The sequence below is a fragment of the Pseudalkalibacillus sp. R45 genome (genome assembly GCF_052246725.1).
Lineage (GTDB): Bacteria > Bacillota > Bacilli > Bacillales > Fictibacillaceae > Pseudalkalibacillus.
Map to the genome: position 1 here is coordinate 1,059,154 of NZ_JBQQCL010000001.1, position 20,549 is coordinate 1,079,702.

Below are 20,549 nucleotides of genomic sequence, written 5' to 3' on the forward strand. Positions count from 1 at the left end.
ATCTAATCTAGCTTCTTACCTTATCATTGGTTTGGATTTGTGCCTTCATAATTGTTTACTTTGATATACTCATTTATTTCTTTCTCAGCAATAGTGAGGGATTCTTTTACATTCTTCTTATTCAAGTAAACCCTTTCAACAGCATTTGCATACGACATACTGAAATCCCAGGCATAGATTGGCTCAGCGACCGCATATGGTACTACTTCTTCTGCAATCATTTTCCTCCACTCATCATTTTGGGCATCAGGATCAGATTTCAAAGCTTCATCCACTGACTTGCGTGCAGAGAATTTGGAAAACTTGGTTACATTTTTAAAGAAATCGATCATGATCTCAGGATCGTCCGCAAGTAAATACGCAATGAAATCTGCAGCCTCTTGAGGATGTTCCGAATTGCCGTCAATCGTTAAGGTCCATCCACCTAAAGAGGCTGTTGGTACATCTTGATCGCCATCTGGTGTCGGCACCGGAGCAATGCCGATTTTGTCCAATACATCAGGATAAGAATTACGGAGCTCACTGATTCCCCATGATCCATTAATCTGCATAGCTGCACGGCCCTCAGCCAATGGTTTAATGTCTGTATATGGCCCTGGTGCTTGCTTTGGCAGTATACCTTCCTTATACAAAGTGCTCCAGAATGTAAGCAATTTTTCAAATGGTTCTGAATTGATGGTTGCCTCAGACCAATCTTCATTGACAGGGGATCCGCCGACCATGGCTTGCAATCCCCAGTGTGTCCATCCGAGTTCCGTTGTATTTCCAGCTGCCGCCAATCCAACCCGTTTACCTTGTTTCAGCTTCTTCCCATATTCGATGAATTCATCCCATGTCTTAGGTGGCGTATCCGGATCTAATCCTGCTTCCTCAAAGAAATCCTTTCGGTAATATAAAATCGAAGAAGGCTCCAATAGCATTGGATAGGCATAATGTTTTCCGTCATACGAAACAAATTCATTCACATTCTCGTATAAATCTTCCCAGATTTTTGAATCGACATAGTCATCTAAAGGTTTTATCGTTCCTTGTTGAGCGGAAAAAACGATTTTATTATAATTCATCGTTGTGATATCCGGACTCGTCCCTGCTGCTTGAGCTGCCTTGATTTTTTGTTCCCATGCATCTCCAGGAATGAACTCGACTTTGACTACTACATCATCTTGTGACTTGTTGTAAGCATCAATGTTTTTCTTGAACCAATCAGCTGAAAGATCATCCCACTGAGGAGTCCATAAGTTCAACACGGTTTTCCCGTCTGCCGTAACTTCTTGACTGGCATTTCCTTCTGGGCCAGTCCCTTTACATCCAGACAATACAGTCGATACAATCATCAACATGGCAATAAAACCTACCAAGTACTTTTTACGCATTTCAACAACCTCTCCTCTTCCGGATCATTTGATTACACCTTGATCAACATTCCTTCCTTACTTGAAAGTCAAAGGGACCTCCAAATCATAAGCCTCCCCCCTTAAGAGATCATTGCAAAACTTCTTTCGACTTTATAAATTCTTCCACTTCTTCAACATGAGGCAATGACGGTATGGCCCCCTGTTTGGTAACCGCTAATGCCCCTACTGCATTCGCATGTTTCACTGCATCAACTAACGATTTCCCGCCTGTAATCCCGACCGATAACGCTCCGTTGAAGGCATCTCCTGCTGCCACGGTGTCATATGGGGTTACTGGGAAGCCCGGAACATAAGTCGTTCCCGACTCGTCCACGATCAGGGCACCCTTTTCACCCAACGTAATGATGACATGCTGAACCCCTTTTTCCAGAAGTGATCTTCCTGCTTTCTCTGCATCCTCTTTGGTATGGATTTTAATACCTGTCAGGATTTCAGCTTCGGTTTCATTTGGTGTCAAATACGTGATTTTTTTCAGTAGATCATCACTCAACTTTTGTGCAGGAGCCGGGTTCAATATGATAGGGACCCGAGCATCATCCGCATATGTAACTGCTTTTTCAATCATCTCCAGATCCATTTCCAATTGCATGAGGACAATATCAAAATCATTTATCATTCCTCTTATTTGATCGAGATCCTTTGCTTTAAAAGATAAATTCGCCCCTGGTATGACAACAATCCGGTTGTTGCCGTTCGCCTCCACCATGACAAGGCCGACCCCTGTGGAATTCTCGAGATCACGCTGGATATAATTCGAGTTCACTTTTTCATGATTCAATACGTTAATGGCCTCATTGCCAAACTGGTCGACCCCGACCATCCCTGCCATTGTGACATTTCCTGAAAGCCGGGCAGCTGCTACAGCTTGATTCGCTCCTTTTCCTCCTGGAAATCTCAATAATGCTTTTCCTATGATGGTCTCCCCATTCTCAGGTACTCGAGGCGTCTTGACGACCAAATCCATCATAAAACTACCAATCACCAATATACTCACACTTCATCTACATCCTTTGTCGAAAAATTCTGATTCATTTGTGTAAACGTTTACACATCAGTAAAAAAATATATTCAATAGAAGAATTGCTTTTTGTGTAAACGTATACATATTGCGTCAAAAATTTTTATTCCTTATGTAAACGTTTACACATTTTGTGAAAAAAATAAAATCGACTTCCCTTATTACTTAAAATGATAATAATATACTTTTCGATATTTTTCAATCTTTTTTTCGAAATTTTCTAACATTTGTGCCTGGCACCTTTTGAGAACCGTTGGGGCACAAGGGGTAAATTGTCGTGCCAGGCACCATAATATTTAAATGGCTTCGATTTTTGGCCACTCTAGTTCGATGCCTTGTTGTTGGAGGAGATTTTGATAGTCTTGTAGATGCGCTTGAGTGTGCCGGACTGTTCGTGGTTCGATGCCTTTTTCATGAGCGAAGGCTGCTAAATAACCGGCGGACTCACCGATGTTCCATTCTACAGGATGGACGCGGAAGCAGCCGTTCGTGATATGGGTGGCTCCAATGTTTTTGCTTCCTGCGATGAGATTCTTCATGCGGACCGGTAAAAGCGTCCCAAGCGGTATTTCAAATGGAAGACTTGGTGTATAAAACAGCTGATTGGTCACGATCGTCGGATGGAGATCGATCCGATAACAGCCTACCCCGATCGAATCTTCAACCTTCTTGATCCCTTTATTACCACGGTATTCCGCATTGATGTCCTGTTCTTTCACGGTGGTTTCTGCCTTTATCCTGCGTGATTCGCGAATATAAGGATACATCGCAAGACCATCTTCGGTCCCTGCCACATCCCGCCTCAACCGTAATCCTGGATAACCGATGCCACCGTCATGTCTCAGTGCTTCTGTCTGCATCCAATACAAAAGGGATAAACTTAATTGCTTTGCACCCTTCAGATGTTTCTGGCGTTCATCTTCCTCAACTTCGTATATCGGACCGAGCCAATAATCATTTTGCGGCCAGTTGATCAGAGATAGATCACCGTCAGCAAAGCTCTCACGCAATAGACTTTTATCCAATGCCCTTCTATATTCCCAAAATGAAAACAATCCTTTTTGAGGAAAAAGCGTGAACAACTTCGATTCTCCAGTCGCTGCATCCGGACCAAACCAGCTTAATTGTTTGTGGTCCAAGAAATCCGCCTGATAGTTTTTCCAGAACTCATATTGCTCAGGTTTTTCAATCGTGTGATCTTCACCTTCCAGATAGTCCACTGCAAAACAATGAGTAATGGACTGCATATCAAGTGGTTCCGCTCCTTCCTTCAACGCATGCGGCTCCCCGGTTTCCTCATATCCCTCTGCTCCGGTCACATATTCAACACCTGCAAGCGGCAGAAGATCCCCACATTCGGATGCATCAATAAAAAGTGAGCCGCTGATCGTTACTTCATTTCCTGTCTTCAAGCTGCGAATGGTAACGGAACGAATTTCATCTCCATCTGTTTCTGCTGCAACTGGTTTTTGCTCTAAAAGCAACGTGATTTTACCAGTATGGATATAAGGAGCCAGTATATCGTTCAAGACCGCCAAAGAAACCCTCGGATCATGGGAGAGGCGGCTTACAAGCGCATTCCCTGGATTCAACTTCGCATTCTCCCTCGCCTTCTCTGTCAACGGGTAATTTTTCCGATAATACCCTCGGACTCGATTGCGAAACTCCCGATAACTGCCTGTACAGCCGAACTGTTCAATCCATTTATGTTCATCAGGCGGAACGAGCTGGCTCGTCAGCTGACCGCCAATCCGCACAGTCTCTTCTGTCAAAATCACCTTCTTCCCCATTTTTGCAGCAGAAAGTGCGGCCATAGTCCCGCCAAGTCCACCTCCGATGACGATGATCTCAGCATGCATTTCTTTACTCATAAGGAACGACTCCTTTATAAAACTGATATGTATTTGTACGTGGTACTTGATCAAAATTAGCCGGGAAACCATTCATGAGTACATGAAAACACACAAAAACGAATTTGATGTACTCAGAAAAGACATTTCATTGAGGCGGGCTGACCCGGAAGCCAGCCCAAATTCTCATTATTTATCTTCTCTGATCATTTTCAACAGTCCTGGGATCTGGTGTGGCGGCTGTGATTCTTCTGCAAATTCTTCCTCGATGATGTTCCACCAGCCAAACTGTTCAAAGTAAACAAGGTCAAAGAGCATAATGCCGTGTGACCGCTCCATGACGGATCTCAATCCTTTACGGAACTGTTCAGGATCGCCCTTGTACTGGTTCAGATAAAGGCTACCGTATACGAAAGTGGCTTCATTCACGACATCGAAGGCGATATCCGCTGAGCCTTCAACGCTATACCAATCAGGATTCCCGGATTCGATCGCTTCTTCCCGTGTTACATCATAAAAATAGTTACCGGTCATCAGAAAATCGAGTGTTTCGGCATAACCGGTTTTACCGTAATCAGGACTTGCCCAATCATAATCCGGCTGATGCGTTCGGCTTGCCCAGTTCACACCCTCACTATAGTAAAGCGGGTACCAGGCACCGACATACGTACTGAAGAAAAGAGAGGAATCTTTTTCATGGACAAGCTGTTCTGCTTGTTGGAAGAAATCCTGTATGTTTCCTGCTCTCCATTCGATCCACTTCTGATAAAGCGGTCCTGGATTACGTTCTTGCCCATCTTCCGTAAACTCGATGCTGAAAATATCCTCCGGCCAGTTCGTCACACTTTCACCGATATATTCTTCAAAACGTTCACGGCTCAAATCACTGAAATCAGCATTAATATTCGAATACCGCGCACGATCCAGAACGATCCCGTCGATGTCATAGTTGTCGATCAATTCTTCGATGATGCTCAACTCGTAAGATCTCACGTCTTCACGGATCGGATTGGTGAATGTTGAAAAAGAAGGGTATTCCGATGCCGGAACCAACTCTGTTTTTGAAGCAGAATAATCGATTTCATCCCCTACCTCGACATTTTCGTTAAGCCATGTTCGCGCTTCCCCGTGACCGGACAAGACGACACCATTTTCCGGAACTTCGACAGCTGGAGCACCATATGTACGGTCCACTACTTCTGTAACGACTCCATCTGTAATCTGGACTTCTGTACCCCATTGGTTGGCAGGAGACACATCATATTCAGCCGGTGTATACATGACCAATTGGTTGGAACCTCTTGTGGTGTTCACGCCCGTAATGTCGAAAGTTTCTCCATTTTCAGCTTCTGCAACACGTGAAGCCATATAGAACGTCGTTTGCCATTCCGGGTTCTCAAAAGCTGGGCCATCTTTATAATCGTTGTTTCCTTCTGAAAACACATTTACGTTCGCATGGACCTGAATCCCATGTTTATGTGCTTCATCTATCACTTCTGTAAGCAAGTCATATCCTTCAGGGAATTCGTCGTATTTCGGAATCTCGGATGTGCTCATATGCGGGGCGATCTCACTCAAATACCCGACAAAACCGGTATAGTTCTTTACGTCGAGGATGATCGTATCGATGTTTGCTCTTGCGGTTTTCTCTACAATGTTTTTCACTTTTTCCGGCGTGTTCAGGTTTTGGATGTTGGCTGAAAGATCGTACCATAAAATCCTTGCTTTCTTGTCATTTTCATTCACGAGGTCTTGAAGCACTTGATGTCTTGATTTGTCATTTCCAGTTGCGGTTACCGGGATCACCAGGCTGAACAACAAAACAACTGACAGTAGAACACCGAATATTTTTTTCATCAAATCCCTCCGAATTTTCAATTGAACAAGATCAAGTTGCAGCGGTGAGAATGAGGAGAATCGCTAAGAAGTCGGCTCAGTGTACCACCTCCTTAAATTTTGCCTGGTTTCCTTCCAGCTCAATTGTCAGACCGATTTCAAAAGTCCGGTTCCAGGGTAGCGTGATGTTTCCGATTCGTGGAGCATAACCATTGCAAAGTTGCAGCTTTTTCAACATCTCTCCAGCAGCTTCCATGAACTCTTGTCGCACGACTTCAAGCAACTCATCTTCACCTAGCTTCGATTCATCCACTTGTTCCCTAACTTTCTGGCGGACGACCGATTGATAGAGATAATCATCTAAAAGCCGTAGCGTCAACAGTTCGAGGTGTCTTTTTTGAAAGTCGGTTTCAAGCAAAGACCCGTTCAGTTTATGCAAATGGACCATTGCAGAATGGGCGATGACGGTTCCTAGGGAATTGCCTGCCGTATTCCAGCCGGCAAAGCCTGACAGGTAGCTGAAAATCCCCGAGTCGATCAATCTCGGTATCACTGCTGGATCAGCGCCATTCGCATAGGCAAGGTCGGCAACCGCTACATCTTTTCCTTTTTCGAGATAGTGCTTGATCTTCAACAGCCATTCACCGAGGTTCCGGTCTGTCGTGTCGACTTCAGCCAGATCCATCTGTAGAGCGAGATCTCCCTGCTTCTTCCCTGGCACGTTGACCGCAAGAAGCACATCCGCTTCTGGTGAACTTTCTACCGTAAAAGATCCGAAAGCATAGACTTGGCCTTTGACAGATTCAGAGATCGGCCGGTCTTCGTACATCGCATAGGACAACTCCCCTTTTTGCCCACTGAAAAAAGGATGGAAGATCGGCTTCTTCACGTTTTCAAAATCATAGACCATCCTGGCGACCAACGTACTTGCCACCTCGTCCGCCCCCGGATAGATGAAAACTTTCTCATGAAGGTTGCGTTTGTTCACCTCATCCGAAAGCCATTCCTGCTCCTGGATGTTAAAGCCGTACTCCGCTGTATCGTCTTGCGGGAACACAAGGATATCGAACAAACCACCTTCGACTTCCTTCAGCAACGAACGGTTGATTGAAAAATTCCGCTCTCTCGTTTTCTTGTAATCTTTTAAAATCGTATCCGGTATTTTCGTCCTCAGCTCTTCTACTAGCTTCTTAGATGCTGGATCCTTCGTTTTCAAATGACGATGGGAGTGATACGAAAATTGCCAGATTTCCTTTCCGTATCGGTTCCAGTACTCCTTCTCCTCTTCATTCACATAAGAATTGGAAAGGCGCATCGTAGCACTGAATCCCATGATTTCCAGCTCCGGATTGACAGCTTTCAGTTCTTTTAAAACCTGAAGACGTGAACGGACTTCATCTACTGGTGCCTCAGAAATCCGTGACGGGACAAGCCCGCCATATCCGAGCATATCGAGCGATACGACAATCCCGTCCACCTCATGAGCGGTTTCTTTCAACCAGTTTTGCAGCTGGTCAAGATTTCCTGGCTTTTTTAAAAATCCGAGCTCATGACGTTCTGGTACAAGGACTTCCCAGCCACCGATTGCTGCCAGCTGTACTGGAAGCTCTCGTGTAACAGGTCGGGCATCAACTGGAAGCAGTGCAATTTTTCGTTTCATCCATCTTCATCCTTTCTGTCAATCGATTATCCTTTTACAGCCCCGCTCGTCGCTCCTTTAATGAAGTAGCGTTGGAGGATGAGGAAGAATATGATGATCGGCAAAACCGAAATGACCGAACCAGCGGCAATCATACGCCAGTCTGCCGAAAACAGCCCGGTTAGTGCGTTCAACCCTAGCGGCAGGGTGTACATCTTCTGATCATCCAAAATGATCAACGGCCATAAAAAATCTCCCCATGCCATCACGAACGTGAAAATAGCAAGCGTCACCATCGACGGTTTTACAAGCGGAAGCAGAATCCGCCACCAGATCTGGAAGCTGTTTGCGCCGTCCATTCTCGCTGATTCATCGAGTTCATATGGAATCGTGATGAACGCCTGGCGCATCAGGAAGATTCCGAACGCTGTGGTGGCGTGCGGCAGAATCAACCCCGCGTACGTGTTTTTCAACCCAAGATCGAGTGACAAGATATAGATCGGAATCATCAACAGCTGGAACGGGATCATCATCGTACTGATGATCAGGATGAAAATGATGTTTTTCCCTTTGAATTTCATCCTTGCCAGCGGGTAAGCCGCAAACGAACAAAACAAGACGTTAAGGAGTACGGTCAAAAAGCCGACAATCGTACTATTCATCAAATACGTCCAGAACGGAAAAGCATCCATCACCCTTGAAAAATTGTCTAGCGTCGGGCTTTCCGGAATAAATTTGGGTGGATAACTGAAGATGTTTTCATGTCCCGATTTCAATGCGGTCGCAAGGAGCCATAAGAATGGACCGAGCATACCGATCGCTACAATGATCAGAAGTAGGTAGATCAACAGTTTCTTGATACGTCCTTTATTTTTCATATTCATCATCGGACGGGTCTGGGTCGTAATCGATTGACGTTTTTTATCTGTAACAGGTGCTTCCATTTTTCTCCCCCCTTTATGCTACGTTTTCTTTCCTGCCCATCAGTTTCAAATTGATGACTGAAAAGATGAGTGTGATGAGAAAGAGTACAACGCCGGCAGCACTTGCATAGCCCATGTTCAATTTCTCAAATGCCTCTTGATAGATGTAGAACACGAGCGTTTTCGAACTGTTAAGCGGACCGCCGCCTGTCATAATGTAGATCTCTTCAAAAACTTTCATGGCGGCAATTGAGGACATGACGGTGACGATGATGATCGACGGCATCAACATCGGGATCGTGATTCGGATCGTCTGCTGCCACTTGTTCGCACCGTCGATTTCTGCCGCCTCGTAAAGGTTGGATGGGATGGACTGGAGCCCCGCCAAATAAATGATCATGTAATACCCTAAGCCTTTCCAGACGGTTACGGCCATGACCGCAAAAAGGGCTGTCTGTTCTGATGTGAGCCAGTGGACCGGACCATTAATCAGACCAACTACCTCTAATATGTAGTTGAGGACTCCTTTTTCCGCATAAACCCATTCCCATGTGATTCCGACGACGACCCATGAGGTGACGACAGGTATGTAATAAGCTGACCGGAAAAATCCGATTCCTTTAAGCTTTTGGTTGACGAGGATCGCGAGAAAGATTGGTAAAATGATGAGAGCCGGAACAACACCGACAAGATAGATCAGTGTCTGAATAAGTGTTTTCCAAAACATATCGTCATCGAAAAGTGTCTGGTAGTTTTCCGTCCCGACGAAGGTTGGATCGACAATCATATTGTAGTCAGTGAAACTCAACCAGATTGCTTGCAACAACGGATAAAAAATGAATGCTCCCAAAATCACACATCCTGGCAGCAAAAACAAATACGGTGTCAACGCGTTACGTTTCACACCTCTCCCCCCTTACTCAATGCATCGAACAACAGCTTAGTCGAGCCGATCATCCCGGCTTTGTTTCCGAGCGTCGCTGCCAGAACATCCACCTTTACCTCTTTTTCGTGCAATTTGTGTTGAAACGTCGGCCACCATTTGTCTTTTGATTCGATGACCCCGCCACCGATGATGACAGCTTCCGGATCGATGCTTACGGAAAGGTTATAGATGACAAGTGCCAGATCATCCAGGTACCTTTCGACGATTGGCTGGATTGTTTTGTCGCCAGTGTTGAAGGCTTCAAACACTTCCGCTCCGTTTTTATAGGTTCGGTTTCCGGAATGCTCATTTGCGAGACTCAGTAATGTAGTGCCCGATACGTATTGTTCGATACAACCGCTATTTCCACAGTTACATGACCGTCCCCCCGGATAGAGAATGACATGGCCCCATTCACCGCCATTCCAATGATTCCCTCTGAAGATTTTCCGATTGATCATGTTCGCCCCGCCCACACCAGTACCTAATGTCAGGAACGTGACTGAATCATAGCTCTCCTCTCTATTCCACCATTCACCTGCCAGGGCTGCATTCGCATCATTGTCGATGACCGCAGGAAGTGCGTATGTATTTGTAATAAAATCGCGCAGGTTGATGCCCTGCCAGCCGGGAAGATTGGCTGTACTGTACACGACCTCACCGGTTTTCACATTGACTCTGCCGGCGGTACCGATCCCAATCCCGGCGATTTCTGTATCATTTTCAAGCAGCCGATCGATTGTGGTAGTCAGAGACGTCAGGATGCCCTTTCGTCCTTCACCCACATTGGTCCGGGTTGTGATTTGATGATGAATTTTTTTGTTTTCGTCGACGATAGCCCCTTTGATTGCAGTACCGCCTATATCGATTCCGATTGCTTTCATCTTTTCACCATCTTAATAGATCTTGTTCACGACGGATTGCGCTGTCTTTTCTTTCATCTCTAATGATTCTTGTTTGTGTTTAAGGGCTAGCCCTGTACATAAAAGATCGATGACGAACAGCTGAGAAATCTTAGCTGCGAGGGAACTTCCTTCAAGAGGCGATTCTTTTCCCCCGTTGATCAGCACAGCATCCGCGATTTTCGTGATTGGCGATCTCGCATGATACGTGACGGCTATCGTTTTCGCGCCATTTTCTTTGGCGATTTTTAACGAATCGATCGTGTCCTTCGTACTCCCGGACACAGTTATGCCGACGACAAGGTCATTCTCTGATAGGGTTGCCGCTGTCATCGCCTGTAGATGAGGATCGATCACAGCATCGACTCTCCGACCAATCCTGAGGAAACGGTTTTTGGCATCGAGAGCGGTCAATCCGGAAGTCCCGACTCCGAAAAAGTGGACGGACGACGCTTGGTCGATCATGTCGATCGCTTTATTGATCGCCTCTTCACTGTTCATCGAGACTGTTTCATGGATCGCATCGATCGTATAGGAAGAAATCGTGGTGAACAGATCATTTTGTACAGCGTTACCGGAATCATCTCCGGTCCTGTTCGCTAAATCCTTTGCAATCGCCAGTTTGAATTCTTGATAGCCTTTCAAACCGATTTTCCGGCAAAAACGCAGAACAGTCGTTTCACCGACTTCTGCCGCATCCGCGAGATCCGTGACGGAGTAATAAATCACTTGATCAAGCTGTTGCATCACGATGTCCGCAACCTTTTGCTCTGACTTGGTCAAAGCAGGAAAATAACTGTTAATCAACCCTTTTATATTTCCGGTCCGATTCGCTTGTTTCACTGTCATCCGCATAGCCTTCTTTCTTTAACAGATTCGTGTATCTTCTGGTGATTTCCTGAGGTCTTGTGATCGCTGAACCTACAACGACACTGTGTGCGCCAAGTCGAAGGGCTTTCCGTGCCTCTTCTGGTGAATGGTATCTTCCTTCAGCAAACACGGGTACGGTCAGACGTTTTGCCAACTGTTCCACTAGTCGAAAATCCGGTGTCTCTATTGATGGAGAATACGGCGTATAACCGGACAGGGTCGTTGATATGCAATCCGCTCCTGTCGCAGCCGCTTTTACGCCTTCTTCAACAGTGGAAACATCGGCCATCACCAATTTTTTATGACGATGGATATAGGTGATCAATTCGGCGACGGTCTGTTCGTTGGGGCGCGCTCTTAAGGTTGCATCGATTGCGATGATGTCAGCCTCAGCTTTTATCAAGTCATCAATTTCTTTGTAAGTTGGCGTGATGTATATTTCACTATCGGGATAGGATTTTTTCACTAGACCGATGATGGGGAGGTTCGTCATTTTCTTGATTGCCAGGATATCTTCAGACCCATTTGCTCGGATTCCGACAGCACCTCCCATTTCAGCAGCCTTTGCCATCTTCGCCATCACTTCCGACCCATGAAGCGGCTCATCCTCCAGTGCCTGACAGGAGACGATCAGTCCTCCTTTTACTTGTTGAAATATCGTTAATGGTTCCATCTCTCTACATACCACCACTCTTTAAACTCATTTTGTTGGGTTATAGGAAAAGAAGAAGGGGGAGTTGATTCCCCCTGCCTTCTTTTTTATTGCGATAGGATCTCGTTCCATTCGGTCTCTGCTTGTTCTACCGCTTCTTCAGGAGTCATTTTTCCTAGCATGGCAGCATGTAACGCTTCATTGATCGATGTTTTCAACTCTTCGTAATTTTTCATAGGTGGTACGAGAACTTCGCTTTCCTTCAACTGTTCAGCAGAAACGATTCGGGCTTCGTCAATCGGGGTCGGATCTTCAGGTAGCTCATTGAAATAAGGATCCTCTAACGCACTTTCGATTGAAGGAAGGATAGGGACAATCTTATCGAACTCCACCTGGTTTTCAGCATTGGTTATGAAAACTGAGAACTGGACTGCTTCTTCCTGGTGTTCACTTTGCTTCGGCACGACGAGGTTCATCGCTGCTGTATTCTTTTTGCCTGATACACCGGTGATCTGTGGTCCTGATTTGGTTGCTTTCAGGATATCAGGAGCGTTCTCTTCCACTTTGTTCAGGAATTGAGGTCCTGACGCTAAGATGGCGAGCTGGCCGGCCTGATACATATCAATCGCTTTTCCGTGTCCTTCTGTCAGGACTTCACGCGGAATCAAGTCATCCTGGTAAAGATCGACGAAGAATTCGAATGCTTTGATTCCTTCAGGCGTATTGAAAGCTGCTTTTGTCATATCTTCATTTGTCAGGTCAACATCCATCATGACGAGTGTCTCGAGCAAGTGGCTTGCATCGAGCGGTGGGAAGAACGCGTATTTCCCTGTCTCCTCCTTGATCGTTTTTGCAACATCTTTCAATTCATCAAACGTTTTTGGAGGCGAGTCAGGGTCAAGCCCAGCTTCTTTAAAAATATCTGTGTTATACATCGTCACCTGGGAAGAGAGATACCAGGGAATCCCGAATGTTTTATCATTGAACGTGTTCGACTTCCAAACTCCTTCGAAATATTTGTTTTGCGTCTCGTCATCTACCTTCTCATCCATGTTCACCAGGGCGTCAAGTTCAGCCAGTTTCGAAGCGAATTGCGGATTGAGGTTCGCGACATCAGGGGCGGTCTCAGAAGCGACAGCCGCCAAAATTTTCTTCTCCATATCCGCCCATGGCACATCGACCCATTTTACTTTGATATCAGGGTTTTCTTTTTCAAAATCGGCAATGACACCATTGATATAATCATCGAACGTAGGTGAAAGCTGCATCGTCCAGAATTCTATTTCGACTTGCTCACCCTCTTCTGATGTCTCAGCACTTTTACAGCCTGAAATGATGAGTGCTGTGATCAACAATATGGACATTAAAAATGACAACCTTTTCATAAAATCCCCCTCTTTTCCGTTTTGCTTTTTTGTTGGGCGAAATACGATAACGCCCTTTTCAGATCGTCTTTCCAAAAACTCCAGAGATGGCTTTCATTTTCTTCGTAGTATGTAAGGTTCGTTTCTGCCTGTCGGAAGGCGTGTGCAAGTTTTCGGTTATTCGTTGTGATGTTGAGCGTCTTCCCACTGATTTGGGATTGAAAACCATCTTCATGCACCCCATACACTTGATATACGTTCCATTTTGTTCGGGTCTCCTCTTTTACTTTTTGTATAAGGGCTTCTTCGATTGCGGTTGATTGTAGTAAAAGGTGCGTCCACAGGGAGGGTTGTTGAAGCGCAAGCGCTAGACTTACGGTAGCTCCGAGTGAATCACCGAGCAGACCCATTTTTGTGATGTGTTTTCTTTGGTGAGTGAATTTGTTTTGTACGAATGGTAGTAATTCTTGATGGAAAAATTGGAGATAATCTGAGTGGTGTGTACCTTCTGGATGGTAAAATTGATAACGCTCATGTGAGGTTCCTGGTGGTATAAGGATCATGGCAATGTTTCCGAATTGACTATTGTTCTGGTTGAGCAGTTCGGTGAATTGTTCCTTCAAACTTCCTAACTGCAAGTAATCTTCTCCGTCCTGCACAAAAAGCAGGTTGCAATCATCCCCTTCCGAATTGAAGTGCTCGGGGTGAAGGAAAATCACTTTTTGTTTTCTGTTCAGGATGGTGCTATGAAATGAAAAATCCTCTAAAGCAACGTCCATTCAACCCCTCCCAAAGATTGTTACCAACATAATAACACAAATTTTCAGAAATATGGATATTTTCTCTAAAAATGATAAAAAAGGCGGATATAATCTCCAAAACAGGATGACTGTTTTCTTTTAGTGTACCAGGCACCGATCCAAAAGCCAGTCGTACCAAGGGATGCAGATCGGTGCCAGGTACACTTTTGAAAGTCGTGCTGGGCAAGGGATTGAAATTAGTGCCAGGTACACTTTGAAAACTCTTGTGCCGCTTGGGTTCTTTTTTGGTGCCAGGCACCTTCTGAGAACCACTGGGGCACAAGGGTTGAATTGTCGTGCCTGGCACCGAGAATATTGCGACAGTTTTTGCATTTGGTCAATCAAGCGTTTGTTTAAGTGGGGAACCAGCTGTTGTGGTGCGGTTTTCGTTTTAAATCAAACGTTTGTTTAACGCACATTAAAAAGACTAACTTCCCTCTACTTGCTCGTGTGGGAGTTAGTCCTTTTTTAATCACTGGATTATTTCAGTTCGCTTTTGGTTTTGGGAGGTTGCGTGGGCGTCCGGTTGTACCCCTTATGATTAGGGATGGGGTGAACAGATTCCGTTCTTTCACCTTTTTCTTTCCACCAATTTCTTCAATCAATACGTCTACGATTTTATTGCCCATAGCGTTAATTGGCTGCGCGACAGTGGTCAGCATTGGTACGGTGATCGTGGCCAGAATCGTATCGTCAAAACCGACTACGGATAGATCCTCGGGTACGTTCAATCCTTTTTCCCGTGCGCCTTGAATAACACCAATAGCTAGAAGGTCATTTGCCGCGAATATAGCTGTTGGCGGGTTCGGCCTCTCGAGCAACTTTTTCGTCATCTCTCGGCTGTCATCCATGGTTGAAGGAATCTTAACGATGTTTTCTTCATCGATCGGTACGCTATAATCTTCGTGCGCCTCGCGATACCCGAAGATCCGGATATTACTGCTTCGCACATCCTCGCCTATATATGCGATATTCTCGTGTCCTTGCGCCAGAAGGTGCGCAGTCGCTTGATAACCTCCTCGGTGGTCATCGACCGATATAACGTTCACGTTGATCGAAGGGTTATCTAAAGCCAGCATAGCGACAGGGATATTTTGATCCATTAAGCTTTTCAACAGGTCTAAATTTTTAAAACCAGAAGAAATGATGAAACCGTCGACTTGTTTTCGCTTCAACAGATCGATATACTTCTTCTCTTTTTCCTCATTGTAGTCGGTACTGCAGATAATCACGCTTAATCCGCGTTCATGCGCTCTATCTTCAATATTCCGAGCAATCTCAGAGAAAAACGGGTTCGATATATCAGGAACCAGCAAACCCAACGTATCGGTCTTTTTTCTCGTCAAAGCTGACGCTACTACACTCGGACGATAATCGAGCTGTTTCATCGCCTCGAGAACCTTCACCCTGGTAGGCTCGCTGATTCTTCCGGTATTATTGATCACTTTCGATACCGTCGCAATCGAGACACTCGCCTTTTTTGCGACATCATAAATAGTAGGGGCCATATAACGTCTCGCCTTTCTGAAATCCTTTTCTTACTCTATTACCCATTATAACCTATAATAATAAACTGATAATTTCATTGATATAAAAAGATTTAAAAGCAGAATGTCGGTCATTCTGCTTCCACTATCGATCCTTATATTCCAGAAGCTTTTTTGATATATTCTCTAGCCATGATTGCATATTCCAGCGGATTTGCTTTCGCCGGATCCTGTTCCGCTTCGACTAGCATCCATCCTTCGTAGTCGGTTTCGCTGAGCCGCTTGAATACCGGCGCGAAATCGAAGTCTCCGTCACCCGGAACCGTGAAGACGCCTTCCTTGACCGCCTGTAAAAAGCTCAGCTTTTCCTGCTTCACTTTTTCAGCGACATCCAGCCTGACATCCTTCAAATGAACATGCTTGATGCGGGGCCGATAGCGCTCCAATACCACAAGCGGATCGGCACCAGAGAAAAACAGATGCCCTGTATCAAACAATAAATGGACTAGCTCGGGATCTGTCATCTCCATGAGCCGATCGACTTCTTCCGTGGTCTGGACGCCTGTCCCCATATGATGGTGGAAAACGATGTTCATTCCCTTTTCCTGTGCGAGTGAACCGAGTTTGTTCAAACCCACCGTAAGCCTCTTCCATTCTTCGTCTGTGAAAACCGGCTTCGCGTCGAACAATGGGGCATCCATTTTTCCCTGGATGCTATGGCCTTGCTCAGAAACGACGATCACCTTTGCGCCCATCTCATATAAAAAATCCCTATGCTTGATGAAGGCTACTTCCGTCTCTTGAAAAGGTTTTGTCGTCAGGAAAGCGCTGAACCATGCACTTGCAATCTCCAGGTTTCTCAGTTCAAGAGCCTTTTTTAACACCTGAGGATCACGGGGATACTTGTTCCCTACTTCTGTTCCGGTAAAACCGGCGAGCGCCATCTCACTGATGCATTGTTCGAATGTGATCTCCTGACCTAGCTCTGGCATATCGTCATTCGTCCAGCCGATCGGCGCAATGCCGATTTTCACTTTAGATTCTTGATGTTGTGACATTGAGTCCGCACTCCTCCATTCAATATTTTCTTGCAAGCTTCAAGTTTTCTTCTTTGTCTTGATAGGCAGACTTTGTTGATTCTTTTGTGGAGGTTTCCGCGACACCAACATGCCACCATGCACCATAGCCGTCTGTCATCGTTTTCGGTAAAACTTTTATATCAAGCAAAGTCGATACCGCCTGTTTCTTCGAATCTTCCAACGCAAACTTCAAATCTTCCATCGTGTGGATGCTGTAGGTCTTCACCCCGTATCCTTCCGCACTTTTCGCAAAATCGATTTCCTGGATAGGACCGCATAGCGCTTTCTTTTCTTCGTCACGTTCACGGAATTCAGTACCAAAGCTGCCCATTCCATTGCCCATCTGCAGGTTGTTGATACAGCCGAAGCCTGCATTATCGAAGAGAACGACATTTATTTTCTTGTTTTCTTGCAAACTCGTAATCAATTCCGAATGCAGCATTAAATAGCTTCCGTCGCCGACCATGGCATAGACTTCTTGATCCGGGGCAGCCATTTTCACGCCGAGCGCACCGGAAATTTCATACCCCATGCACGAGTAGCCGTATTCGAGATGGTAGGTATTCGGCTTGCGGTTGACCCACATTCGTTGCAAATCCCCTGGCAAACTGCCGGATGAACCGACAATGATCGAATCTTCACTGACCGATTGATTGATCTCACCGAGTACCGCTGTTTGTGTGAGCGAGGATTTGAGCGCTTCTTTATATTCGTCCAACGCTTCATCAAGGTGTCCCGCGACTTCCGGTTTGTAGTCTGAAGTCTCATAGTCGGTTTCGTATAAGCGTTGCATTTCGACATCCCATTCGTTCCGAGCCTGTTCGATTTCATCGGTGTAGCCTGACATATATCCGGTTTTCCCTAATTCATCATCCAAACGCTCGAGACTGGCTTTTGCGTCCGCGACGACTTTGACCGCATCGAATTTATCTGTCTGAAATTGCGATACGTTGATGATGAGAAATTCAATATCTTCATTTTGAAAAAGTTGCTTGGAGGCAGTTGTGAAATCAGTGAATCGTGTGCCGATCCCGATGATCAGGTCAGCGGATTTCGCCAGTCGATTTGCTGCGAGGTTCCCAGTCACACCGACTCCGCCGAGATTGTACGGACAGGAAGATTCCACTGCACTTTTTCCAGCCTGGGTTTCCGTGAAAGGAATCCGGAATTTTTCCGCAAACTGTTTCAACGTTTCTCCTGCTTCTGAATAGCGGACGCCTCCTCCCCCGACAATCAAGGGCTTCTTCTTCCTTTTGATCAATTCAACCGCTCGTGCTAGCTCATTTTCAGTCGGCTGGCGGCGTTCAATGTGATGAACCCGCTTTTTAAAAAAGGATTCAGGAAAATCATAGGCTTCCCCCTGTACATCCTGTGGAAGGGCTACCGTAACCGCTCCCGTATCCGCTTGGTCGGTCAAAACGCGCATCGCGTTGATCATCGCAGTCATCAGTTGTTCCGGCCTTGTCACGCGGTCCCAATATTTACTGACCGGTCGGAAAGCGTCATTGGTCGTCAAACTGGGGTCATGTGTCTGTTCGATTTGCTGAAGCACTGGATCCGGCTGGCGTGATGCAAAGGTGTCTCCTAGTAAAAGTAATACTGGAATGTTGTTCGCTGTAGCCGTTGCCGCAGCGGTGACCATGTTCGCTGATCCAGGTCCGACAGATGAAGTGCAGGCCATCAGCTGTTTCCGGTGGTTTTGTTTTGCAAAAGCGATCGCGGCGTGTGCCATCCCCTGCTCGTTCCGGCCCTGATAGACTTCGAGATCACCGCTGCCTTCTTCCAATGCCTGGCCCATCCCGAGCACATTTCCGTGGCCGAAGATCGTGAAGATCCCTTTGAATAGCTTCTGCTCTTTGCCATCGAACTCGATATATTGCTGATTCAAGAATTTTACTAACGCTTGTGCAGTTGTCAATCTCATTCAGATTCACCTCAATCTTTCAATCTATGATAAAAACTTGGAAAGGCCTAGTTCCCGCTAAATCTCAACTTCATGGAATCGGATTACCACTCTAACGGACACACGGGACCTTATTTGTAACAAAAACCGGTATTTTGGAAATCTAACGGACATGAGAGACGTTATTTTGCCAAAAGAGCATGTTTTTTCAGCTAATTCATGTAAATAAGAGCGCTGGTGTCCGTTAGGTCTGTGAAATCAGGGAAATGTTCACAAATAAGGGCTCTGGTGAACGTTAAATTTTTCGATTGGCCGCTCTTCTCAAAGTACAGCCTGACTTTATAGCTGAACTTATATTGAAGAAACCGGACAGAAGAAGTTCTATCCGGATCAGCTGATCAAACCCACCTTGAAGTCAGTACTTTCTTTCTCGTGTAAAAGTTCACACCGTCTTTCCCGTTTGCATGAAGGTCGCCGTAAAATGAATCCTTCCAGCCTGAGAATGGAAAGAACGCCATTGGGGCTGGCACTCCGATATTGACACCCAGCATTCCAGCGTCAATCGTTTCACGGAATCGTCGAACATTTCCTCCGTCTCTCGTAAACAGGCAGGCACCGTTGGCAAAGCGGGATTGATTGGTCAGTTCGACCGCTTCGTCCAGGTCTTTAACACGGGCGATCGAAAGGACAGGTGCAAAAATTTCATCCTGCCAGATCTTCATTTCGCTTGTTACTTCATCAAAGATCGTCGCGCCGACAAAGTATCCGTTCTCTTGACCGGTATCGTCATTTCTGCCGTCACGGACTAAGCGCGCTCCTTCTTTTTCACCTGTTTCAATATAATTCAACGTACGCTCTTTATGCTGTTCGCGGATCACTGGACCGAGGAATACCCCATCGTCAAGTCCATTACCGATTTTGATGTCATCGACTTTTTGCTTTAAGTTTTCGATGAACTCGTCAGCGACATCCTCCTGTACGGCGACAACAGAACAAGCCATACAACGTTCTCCAGCTGAACCGAAGGCTGCGTTCAACACCTGGGTCGCGGCATTTTCGAGGTTAGCATCATTAAGGACGATCGAATGGTTTTTCGCACCAGCGAGCGCCTGGACACGCTTCAGATGATCTGTCCCTTTTTTATAAACATACTCGGCAACCGGCTGGGATCCGACAAAAGAGATCGCTTTGACCCCTTTATTTTCAAGGAGTCCGTTAACGACATCGTGTGCGCCATGGACGATGTTCAAGACTCCCGCCGGTAAGCCCGCTTCTTCAAACAGTTCCGCTAACCTATTTGCAAGCAGCGGTGTTTTTTCAGAAGGCTTGAGGATGAAGGTGTTCCCTGTCACAATCGCGAGCGGGAACATCCAGCATGGCACCATCATCGGGAAGTTGAATGGCGTGATTCCGCCTACGACACCGATCGGATAGCGATATTCTCCTGATTCGAGGTCCGAGGCGATCGAGGCTAGCTGTGAGCCCATCGTCAATGTTGGCGCACCCGCCGCAAACTCGACACACTCGATCCCTCGTTGCACTTCGCCGTACGCTTCTTTAAAATTTTTCCCGTTTTCAATTGTGATCAGCTCGGCAAGCTCATCCCATTTTTCAACGAGAAGCTGCTGGTATTTGAACATGATCCGTGCCCGTTTCGGTACCGCTACCTGGCTCCATTCCTCGAACGCTTTCCGTGCCACGTCGACGGCTTCATCCAGTTCTTCCCGTGTTGAAATCGGGACGTTGCCGATCACTTCCCCTGTTGCAGGGTTATAGACAGGTTCTGTTTTGTCCGATTTGGACTCGATCCATTTTCCGCCTACGTAGTTTTTTATCGTTTTAACAGCTGTTTGTTGTGCCATTTGAAATCCTCCTTTTGATTGCTG

General features: G+C 45.9%; 16 protein-coding genes. All 16 read right to left on the reverse strand.

What is annotated here, in order from left to right:
• Window positions 1-23 precede the first annotated feature (23 nt).
• The gene (locus ACTWQL_RS04945) at window positions 24-1,373 is read right to left on the reverse strand and encodes an ABC transporter substrate-binding protein (protein ID WP_443141292.1); all 1,350 of its coding nucleotides are present in this window, start codon (window positions 1,371-1,373) and stop codon (window positions 24-26) included.
• Between the two features lie 109 nt (window positions 1,374-1,482).
• Window positions 1,483-2,409 carry a ribokinase gene (rbsK, locus tag ACTWQL_RS04950; protein ID WP_443141293.1) on the reverse strand — a complete coding sequence of 309 codons (927 nt, stop codon included), beginning with the start codon at window positions 2,407-2,409 and terminating at the stop codon, window positions 1,483-1,485.
• Window positions 2,410-2,729: 320 nt separating this feature from the next.
• Complete coding sequence (locus ACTWQL_RS04955) at window positions 2,730-4,304, reverse strand: FAD-dependent oxidoreductase (protein ID WP_443141294.1); 1,575 nt, start codon at window positions 4,302-4,304, stop codon at window positions 2,730-2,732.
• Window positions 4,305-4,472: 168 nt separating this feature from the next.
• Window positions 4,473-6,140, reverse strand: a complete 1,668-nt coding sequence (locus ACTWQL_RS04960) for an alpha amylase family protein (RefSeq protein WP_443141295.1) — start codon at window positions 6,138-6,140, stop codon at window positions 4,473-4,475.
• Window positions 6,141-6,216: 76 nt separating this feature from the next.
• Window positions 6,217-7,779, reverse strand: coding sequence for a DUF4127 family protein (locus tag ACTWQL_RS04965; protein WP_443141296.1), 1,563 nt, complete (start codon window positions 7,777-7,779; stop codon window positions 6,217-6,219).
• A 26-nt stretch (window positions 7,780-7,805) separates the two neighbouring features.
• Window positions 7,806-8,702 (reverse strand): carbohydrate ABC transporter permease, encoded by an 897-nt coding sequence (locus ACTWQL_RS04970; RefSeq protein ID WP_443141297.1) that lies wholly within the window; start codon window positions 8,700-8,702, stop codon window positions 7,806-7,808.
• 13 nt (window positions 8,703-8,715) lie between these two features.
• Complete coding sequence (locus tag ACTWQL_RS04975; RefSeq protein ID WP_443141298.1) at window positions 8,716-9,585, reverse strand: carbohydrate ABC transporter permease; 870 nt, start codon at window positions 9,583-9,585, stop codon at window positions 8,716-8,718.
• Window positions 9,582-10,490, reverse strand: coding sequence for an ROK family protein (locus tag ACTWQL_RS04980; RefSeq protein WP_443141299.1), 909 nt, complete (start codon window positions 10,488-10,490; stop codon window positions 9,582-9,584). Before ACTWQL_RS04980 ends, ACTWQL_RS04975 begins: the two co-directional genes overlap by 4 nt.
• A 12-nt stretch (window positions 10,491-10,502) precedes the next feature.
• Window positions 10,503-11,357: a MurR/RpiR family transcriptional regulator gene (locus ACTWQL_RS04985; protein ID WP_443141300.1), complete on the reverse strand. Its 855-nt coding sequence runs from the start codon at window positions 11,355-11,357 to the stop codon at window positions 10,503-10,505.
• Complete coding sequence (locus tag ACTWQL_RS04990; protein ID WP_443141301.1) at window positions 11,308-12,051, reverse strand: N-acetylmannosamine-6-phosphate 2-epimerase; 744 nt, start codon at window positions 12,049-12,051, stop codon at window positions 11,308-11,310. Before ACTWQL_RS04990 ends, ACTWQL_RS04985 begins: the two co-directional genes overlap by 50 nt.
• Before the next feature lie 86 nt (window positions 12,052-12,137).
• Window positions 12,138-13,415, reverse strand: coding sequence for an ABC transporter substrate-binding protein (locus ACTWQL_RS04995; protein WP_443141302.1), 1,278 nt, complete (start codon window positions 13,413-13,415; stop codon window positions 12,138-12,140).
• Window positions 13,412-14,173, reverse strand: coding sequence for an alpha/beta hydrolase (locus ACTWQL_RS05000; protein ID WP_443141303.1), 762 nt, complete (start codon window positions 14,171-14,173; stop codon window positions 13,412-13,414). The genes ACTWQL_RS04995 and ACTWQL_RS05000 overlap by 4 nt, the downstream gene beginning before the upstream one ends.
• Window positions 14,174-14,679: 506 nt before the next feature.
• On the reverse strand, window positions 14,680-15,702 hold the full coding sequence (locus tag ACTWQL_RS05005) for a LacI family DNA-binding transcriptional regulator (RefSeq protein ID WP_443141304.1): 1,023 nt from the start codon (window positions 15,700-15,702) through the stop codon (window positions 14,680-14,682).
• A 134-nt stretch (window positions 15,703-15,836) separates the two neighbouring features.
• Window positions 15,837-16,739, reverse strand: coding sequence for a myo-inosose-2 dehydratase (gene iolE, locus ACTWQL_RS05010; RefSeq protein ID WP_443141305.1), 903 nt, complete (start codon window positions 16,737-16,739; stop codon window positions 15,837-15,839).
• Window positions 16,740-16,758: 19 nt separating this feature from the next.
• Complete coding sequence (iolD, locus tag ACTWQL_RS05015; RefSeq protein WP_443141306.1) at window positions 16,759-18,684, reverse strand: 3D-(3,5/4)-trihydroxycyclohexane-1,2-dione acylhydrolase (decyclizing); 1,926 nt, start codon at window positions 18,682-18,684, stop codon at window positions 16,759-16,761.
• Between the two features lie 377 nt (window positions 18,685-19,061).
• Window positions 19,062-20,525, reverse strand: a complete 1,464-nt coding sequence (locus ACTWQL_RS05020; protein WP_443141307.1) for a CoA-acylating methylmalonate-semialdehyde dehydrogenase — start codon at window positions 20,523-20,525, stop codon at window positions 19,062-19,064.
• Window positions 20,526-20,549 lie beyond the last annotated feature (24 nt).